Origin of the sequence: Bacillus sp. ISL-55, assembly GCF_018613155.1 — a bacterium.
In the GTDB taxonomy this organism is placed as follows: domain Bacteria; phylum Bacillota; class Bacilli; order Bacillales; family Cytobacillaceae; genus Mesobacillus.
In genome coordinates this window covers 44,010-50,344 of sequence record NZ_JAGGQU010000010.1, presented here as the reverse complement: position 1 = coordinate 50,344, position 6,335 = coordinate 44,010, and the positions used below count along the sequence as shown (strand labels likewise).

7 protein-coding genes are annotated in these 6,335 nt (G+C 39.8%); 3 read left to right on the top strand and 4 right to left on the bottom strand.

All coding sequences use genetic code 11. From position 1 onward, the window contains the following. On the top strand, positions 1-496 hold a 496-nt coding region (locus tag J7E32_RS06145), incomplete at its 5' end, for a magnesium chelatase subunit ChlI family protein (protein ID WP_214905144.1). A 10-nt stretch (positions 497-506) separates the two neighbouring features. After that, positions 507-1,292, top strand: a complete 786-nt coding sequence (locus J7E32_RS06140) for an REP-associated tyrosine transposase (protein WP_214905142.1) — start codon at positions 507-509, stop codon at positions 1,290-1,292. A gap of 32 nt (positions 1,293-1,324) precedes the next feature. Here J7E32_RS06140 and J7E32_RS06135 read toward each other — a convergent pair whose 3' ends face one another. Together J7E32_RS06135 and J7E32_RS06130 are read right to left on the bottom strand one after the other, a co-directional pair. Beyond that, positions 1,325-1,591 carry a hypothetical protein gene (locus J7E32_RS06135; protein ID WP_214905139.1) on the bottom strand — a complete coding sequence of 89 codons (267 nt, stop codon included), beginning with the start codon at positions 1,589-1,591 and terminating at the stop codon, positions 1,325-1,327. A 165-nt stretch (positions 1,592-1,756) separates the two neighbouring features. Beyond that, positions 1,757-3,487: an S-4TM family putative pore-forming effector gene (locus J7E32_RS06130; RefSeq protein ID WP_214905136.1), complete on the bottom strand. Its 1,731-nt coding sequence runs from the start codon at positions 3,485-3,487 to the stop codon at positions 1,757-1,759. Between the two features lie 308 nt (positions 3,488-3,795). Between J7E32_RS06130 and J7E32_RS06125 the strand changes: the two genes are divergently transcribed. Continuing rightward, a complete protein-coding gene (locus J7E32_RS06125) occupies positions 3,796-4,905 on the top strand; it encodes a M20 family metallopeptidase (RefSeq protein ID WP_353654020.1) in 1,110 nt (369 codons plus the stop codon). 126 nt (positions 4,906-5,031) lie between these two features. Here the strand turns inward: J7E32_RS06125 and J7E32_RS06120 are convergent, their stop codons facing one another. Continuing rightward, positions 5,032-5,196: an AAA family ATPase gene (locus J7E32_RS06120; protein ID WP_214905130.1), complete on the bottom strand. Its 165-nt coding sequence runs from the start codon at positions 5,194-5,196 to the stop codon at positions 5,032-5,034. Positions 5,197-5,802: 606 nt separating this feature from the next. After that, positions 5,803-6,309, bottom strand: coding sequence for a hypothetical protein (locus J7E32_RS06115; protein ID WP_214905127.1), 507 nt, complete (start codon positions 6,307-6,309; stop codon positions 5,803-5,805). Between the last annotated feature and the right edge of the window lie 26 nt (positions 6,310-6,335).

Below are 6,335 nucleotides of genomic sequence, written 5' to 3'. Positions count from 1 at the left end.
ACTTTTACGCAACGCTAGTGTTGCCGCCATGAACCCATGTCCCTGTGGATACCTGGGTTCTGACACCCACTATTGCACTTGTTCGGAAAAACAGATAAAGGCTTATAAGAACAGGGTGTCAGGCCCTGTTTTAGACAGGATTGATATCCTTCTTTCCTTAAAACCTGTCAATCTTAAGGGTTATGATTTTATCAAAAATGAGTCCTCCGAAGTTTTCAGAAGAAGAGTTACAGAAGCCAGGGAAAGACAATACGACCGTTACGGGATGGAGATCTGCAATAGCAGTGTCCCGTTTGAGCAGCTTATAGGAAATCGGCCGCTGACGGAGTGCCAGCAAAGCCAGCTGCAGGACTTATCCATGAAGCATGGTCTCAGCAACAGGGTCCAAATCAAGCTCATTCGCCTGGCCCGGACGATTTCCGACATGAGAGGCGACCAATTTATTTCTGATGTTGCGATTGAAGAAGCATTGAAATTGCGCAGGATTGGAAAGTGAGGTGGCAGGGATGCCTCGGGAAGCGCGAAGGAAAAGTGAAAGCGGCGTTTACCATGTGATGCTGCGGGGAGCGAACCGGCAGGAAATTTTCCATGATGACGAAGACCGGATGAAGTTCCTTGATATCTTGAAAAAGTACAAAAGGATAGCTGAGTTCACTATGTATGCCTGGTGCCTGATGGGCAACCATGTGCATTTGCTTTTAAGGGAAGGGCAAGAGGAACTGGCCATAACAATGAAGCGAATTGGGGTGAGTTACGCAACTTTTTACAATTGGAAATACGCCACGACAGGGCATCTATTCCAGGACCGGTTCAAAAGTGAAAACGTCGAAACGGAGGAATACTTTCTCACTGTTGTTCGGTATATCCACCAGAATCCCGTCAAGGCAGGTATCTGTTCACGGGTGGAAGACTGGGAATGGAGCAGCTGTGCCGGATATTATGGCGAAAAGTATTTTCCAGGAGGGTTGTTGGATCGGCATGCGGTTCTGAATATGTTTGGAGAAGATCGTCCAATGGCAGTAGAGCGATTCAAAGAATTCAATGAGCGGTCCAATCAAGATAAGTGCCTTGAAGACATTTATTTTAGACGAAAATTGACAGATGAACAGGCGCGGGAAGAAATCAAACAACTGCTCGGCGTGATGGGCATTGCCCAGGTAAAAAGCCTGCCCGGATGTCAGAGAGATCACTATCTCATGCAAGTCAAAACGATTGAAGGCATCACCCTCCGACAGGCAGCAAGGATCTTGGGCGTATCCAAGGATCTAGTGCATAGGGCAGGTGGAGTATAGGGATGGTTCTCGTTTTAACTGTAAAGTAAAAACTACCTTAATATTTGGACGACGAGAACCAATTCCTTCATAGCTCCTAATACATACCTTTTATCAGTGGTGGATAAATCAGTCTGTCTAACCTTTCCTTTTTTTGACAGGAATTCATATGCCTGGTTAAAATCTTCTTTTCTTATTTTTGCAATTCTTGTCTGCTCTTGATGTTGAAACTCTAAGTATATGGTTTCTCCCTTAATTTTATGTAGAGTCGCTTTAGCCCTGCCTCTTGTTGTTGATACGGTCTTATTTTTATGAATCATTTCAACTATATCATTCCAAACCTTTTCTTTTGTTTACGCAACCTGGCTCATTCTTTCAACCCCTTTTCTTTGATGGGATTATACCCCATAGAACCCCTGACCCTTATATAGAAAACTTTAATGAACACGAAGGGATTTCTTGGATTTTTGGAACATCGCCGCTCGCTAAAGGTTTACCGCCTTTAAATGCTGTAGAACGGTCATGTAAGTTTTGTTTGGAATCATATAATTGTTTCCGTAACAACTTTTTAACACGTGGTCAGGATCACTTGGGGCTGGCAGCATGATTGTTTCAAACGGCAACTTTATGATTCGGCTGAATGTTTTATCCAATTCATAATAAGGTCCTGGTTTTAATGGCTTATAAAGATAACTAGGAGAATATGAAATTAGCTGCTTGTTCTTAGGAAGCTTGCTATAAAAAGTTTCTAAGAGAAGGTAGAATTTTTTTAAAGCCATTAACTTTAGCTTGCCTTTAAACGTAACATCCATTCTGGTAAGGATCTTGTATACGGGCAGCATCACTGCGAGCCGGAAAAGTTTATCTACGGCTGTATATTTAAGGCTATAGTCTAATGTATACACATCAATGAAAATTCCTTTTTTCTTGAAATTAGTACTGGCGTTATAGAGTTTCTCGAGTACTTCTGTGCCTTCCATGCGAATTCGGAACTTCGGCATTACGGGGGAGTAATAAGGGTCATCGATAAAGCTTTGAATAGAATAATTTGGCGACAGGTTTTCTTTCATCACAGAATAAAAGTCGTTTAAATCTTCATATTTTATAGCAATATCAATGTCATCATCCCACGGTATAAATCCTTTGTGTCTGACAGCACCTAACAATGATCCGCCATCAAGGACATACTTCATTCCGTGTTTATTGCAAATAGTATCAACATCTTTCATCATATGCAGAAGCTTTGTCTGAAGATCTCCAATTTTATAATCTCTTTGCTGATCAATTGCATAGAGTGGAATCTCATTTGCATGTATCGGCGATTTTATATCTTCCCCAAAAATGTCATCCTTGAACTTGTAAAGAAAAGATTTATATTCATTGTTTTCACCAAGTAATTTATCCCTGATAAACCTGGGAGTAATAATATCATTTGAACGAATAGAAAAAATCTTATCTTGAAGCATCCTTAAGTAGATTAGATCGAAGTCTTCTTTGTTCACATCCTCTCGCAGCTGTCCAAGGATTTTCAAATAATCCTTTTGAATCACGGAAGATTTGTAGGTTACTTTAAAAATTAAGGTGAAAATAGTAAATGAAGGAATGATGACATCAAAGAAAATTTGTTCTATATTTACCATAAAAATAAATAAAGCGAAAAGAACCATTAACAAGGCCGAACTAATGCCGATCAGCAAATTATTTAATTTTCTATAAAGAAAAGCGGCATAGGAAATATTATCTGCCTGACAAACGAGAACATTCCGGTTATGGTTGCTGGAAAATCTCTCCCCGTACCAAACCTGGTACAACTCCGACTCCCTCCAATTTCTCGCGTGGTGAGCAATTTCTTGCTCCTGCCGTTCATAGGCAATGTAATTATTAAAAGGAAGAGAAAAGACACGGCAATCATACATTTCCCTGAAATCATTCGAGATTAATTTATACAATCGTACCTTTTCTGATAAAAAGAGAGTAGTTGAATAAACAAGTCCTGAGAGAATCGTGCCCATAATCCTCTCGTTAAGAAAATCATCCAAATGCAAGTATGTTGTAAGTCTGAAGCCCGTTATATTTGATATGATCGAATAAAAAATAGGAATAATAGCCAGCATTATAACCAGCCACGTCAGTTTTCTGGCCTGGTGGTAACTACGATCTCTTGCCTTAAGAAGAGTTATATTTTTGAAATCACGAGTCTTTTTTAGAATTTCCATAAGTATGCTCCTGTTTTCTTCCTTGGATTGATAGCCCAATTTTACCATCCGATTTAAATGTTGTCATGGGAGGGTGGATTATGCCATATCAATTATAAAAGAGAAACTCAAATACATTGATTTTGGGTGCCATTGGTGCGATTATGTTTGGAATCGTTATAATCACAGGTTAAAACTAATAATGTCAATGATATAATAATCCAATAGTTATATTCTAGGGCTGCATAAATATTATGCAGCCCTTATCAAATAAATAAGAAAGCAGCGTGATAGTAATGGATTCCATAAGGCAGTTTATGGAGGGCCATTTGCAAGAGATTTTAGATGATATCAAATTTCTGGTCGAATGTGATTCTCCATCATTGAATAAAAAACTCGTCGATCAGTGTGGAGGGAGGGTCCAGGAGCTTTTATATCGCTACTTTGGTAAACGGGCAGAAGTGATGGAAGAAGAGAACTACGGAAATCATCTGAAATTTGAATACGGGGCAGGAGACGAAACAATTTTAATCCTTTCCCATTTTGATACAGTATGGGAGCCTGGAGATTTAGAGTTTAAAATCGAAGGCGATCGTGCATACGGGCCTGGCATCCTGGATATGAAGGGCGGTCTTGTACAGGCGATTTGGGCAATAAAAGGTATTAAGGATTTGAAGATTCCGTTGTCTAAGAAAATTGTGTTCCTTTTTACCAGTGATGAAGAGGTTAGCAGTCCGACATCACGCTATGTCATTGAAGAGTTAGCGAAGGATTGTGATTATGCATTAGTTACGGAACCACCCGTTGTACGGACCGGAGCATTAAAAACGGCAAGAAAAGGGTCGGCGCGTTATTATATTGATATTACAGGCAAGGCGGCCCACGCTGGCAACAACCATCATGAAGGAGCTAGTGCCATTCAAGAGGCTGCCAAGGTCATCGACTTTTTAGAATCTTTAACAGATTATGAGGTTGGAACCACCGTCAATGTTGGATTTGTTAAAGGTGGAGGCAAGCTCAATGTCGTGGCTGACCATGCAGAGATTGGCATAGATGTCCGCGCGATAACCAGTGAGGAACAAGAAAACATTGATGAAGTAATTTGTGGGCTGACACCTTTCACAGATGGAACAAGTATCGACGTTAGAGGGGGCATCTCCCGTCCGCCGATGGAACGAAATCAAGATACAAAAGAACTATTCCAGACCGCCAAAGAAGCAGCAAAAGAAGAAGGCTTCAAGTTAAAAGAAGCTTCAGTTGGTGGAGGAAGTGATGGAAACCTCACAGCTAATATGGGAATCCCAACCTTGGATGGCCTCGGTACCATTGGAGACGGAATCCATGCAAGGAACGAACACATCATCATCAGCTCAATCCCAGAACGAGCGGCATTTTTTACTAATCTGCTTATTAGTATTGGTGTAAAAGAGGGGGAGTAGGAATGTCGGCGGTGATTTTTTAAATAAAGAAACATAGGGTGCCTATGCCTTCATTTCTTCTATTCAATCCTTTAATAATTGTGATAGGGGCTTCGTATTCAATACTGTCTTTCACTTGAAGCAAAGTCAGGAAATAGCCAAATAGTCGCGAAGTTCCTTCAAGCCCCCTTCGCCAATACCGGCAAATGCTTCTTCAACTTCATCAATCGATAAAACACATGGGCTGACTGCCTCGGATATCTTTAGAGCTCGTCGCATATTGGCTTCACTCTTACCGATATATTTCCCCAACAGTTTACCTCATCTAGCCAAAGGAGCTGAACTTCAAATAATCTCGGGGTTGCTTTAGCTGTTAGGCTCTACCGCAGCCTGGGATGCCGACAATTAAAGTGTCCTTAGGTATATCAACCTCGAACTTAATTGCTTTATCAATCTTTTTGTAAATAAGAGCTTTTTGTTCCAGCCATTCCTTTTTTTAAAAATCGCTATCCTTCAATCTTTTGAATAAATTCACAGGTTTTACAAGCACGTCCAATGGTCTTTTTGGTAATTGGATGCATGTAATAAGTTTCGTTATGATTACAGGAAAGGCATTCTATCTCGTCTATTATCTCTCTATCACCTAACAATAAATCCAATAAACTCTCAAACCTCATGGAATTGGCTCCTCTATCTAGTTTTATATTCGTTATAACATATAAAAAATAAATATCTTGGCGAATGGTAGTATTCTAATTAGAGAAAATTCCTCATGGTTTTTGAATCAGTCGAAACGTTCCGAATTCCAACGAATTAGCAATATAATAGGTTTAAATTTTTCTTTCAAGAATGATTGGCAGGTAGCGAAGTATGCACGTAAGCGTAGTCAGATTCTGCTTAAGCTGAATATCTCTGCTTCTACTCGTTGCCATCATCAGTTTTATTAGATTCACCGCTTTGTTCTTTATTCTCCTGTTGTTCATCCATACTCTCTACATTAACAGGCTCCTCATGTGTATCTGGCAAGTCTATGTATTCATTCTCATCTATTGATTCTGATATTTCTTGGCTATCATCTTTTACAGAAGAATCAATACCTGCAACAGGTTTTTCTTCTATTATATTATTTTCAGTTTTCTCTAGTTCGAGGCGGGCTATTTTGTCATTAGCTTCAACTAGTTGTTTGGTCAAGTTGTCTAGTTCTTCATTTAAAATAGTTATTTCCAGGTTCTTTTGTATTAGCAGATCGTTCGCCATTTCTATCTTAGTAGCGGCTTCGTCATTCAATAAAATGGCTTTGAGTGTGACTGAGTCGATGTTCGATTTAATAGTATCTATGTATTGTCCGCCTGTGTACCCAACTGCAGTTGTGATAATAGAGGCAGATAACATAGAAGATAAGATTTTTCCTGAGATAGTGCCCATCTGGCTTGCCCCCCCATAATAGAAAT

Coding starts and splice junctions, on each gene's coding strand:
- J7E32_RS06130 (WP_214905136.1), bottom strand. CDS start 3,487: ATGGAAATTCTAAAAAAGACTCGTGATTTCAAAAATATAACTCTTCTT.
- J7E32_RS06140 (WP_214905142.1), top strand. CDS start 507: ATGCCTCGGGAAGCGCGAAGGAAAAGTGAAAGCGGCGTTTACCATGTG.
- J7E32_RS06115 (WP_214905127.1), bottom strand. CDS start 6,309: ATGGGCACTATCTCAGGAAAAATCTTATCTTCTATGTTATCTGCCTCT.
- J7E32_RS06135 (WP_214905139.1), bottom strand. CDS start 1,591: ATGATTCATAAAAATAAGACCGTATCAACAACAAGAGGCAGGGCTAAA.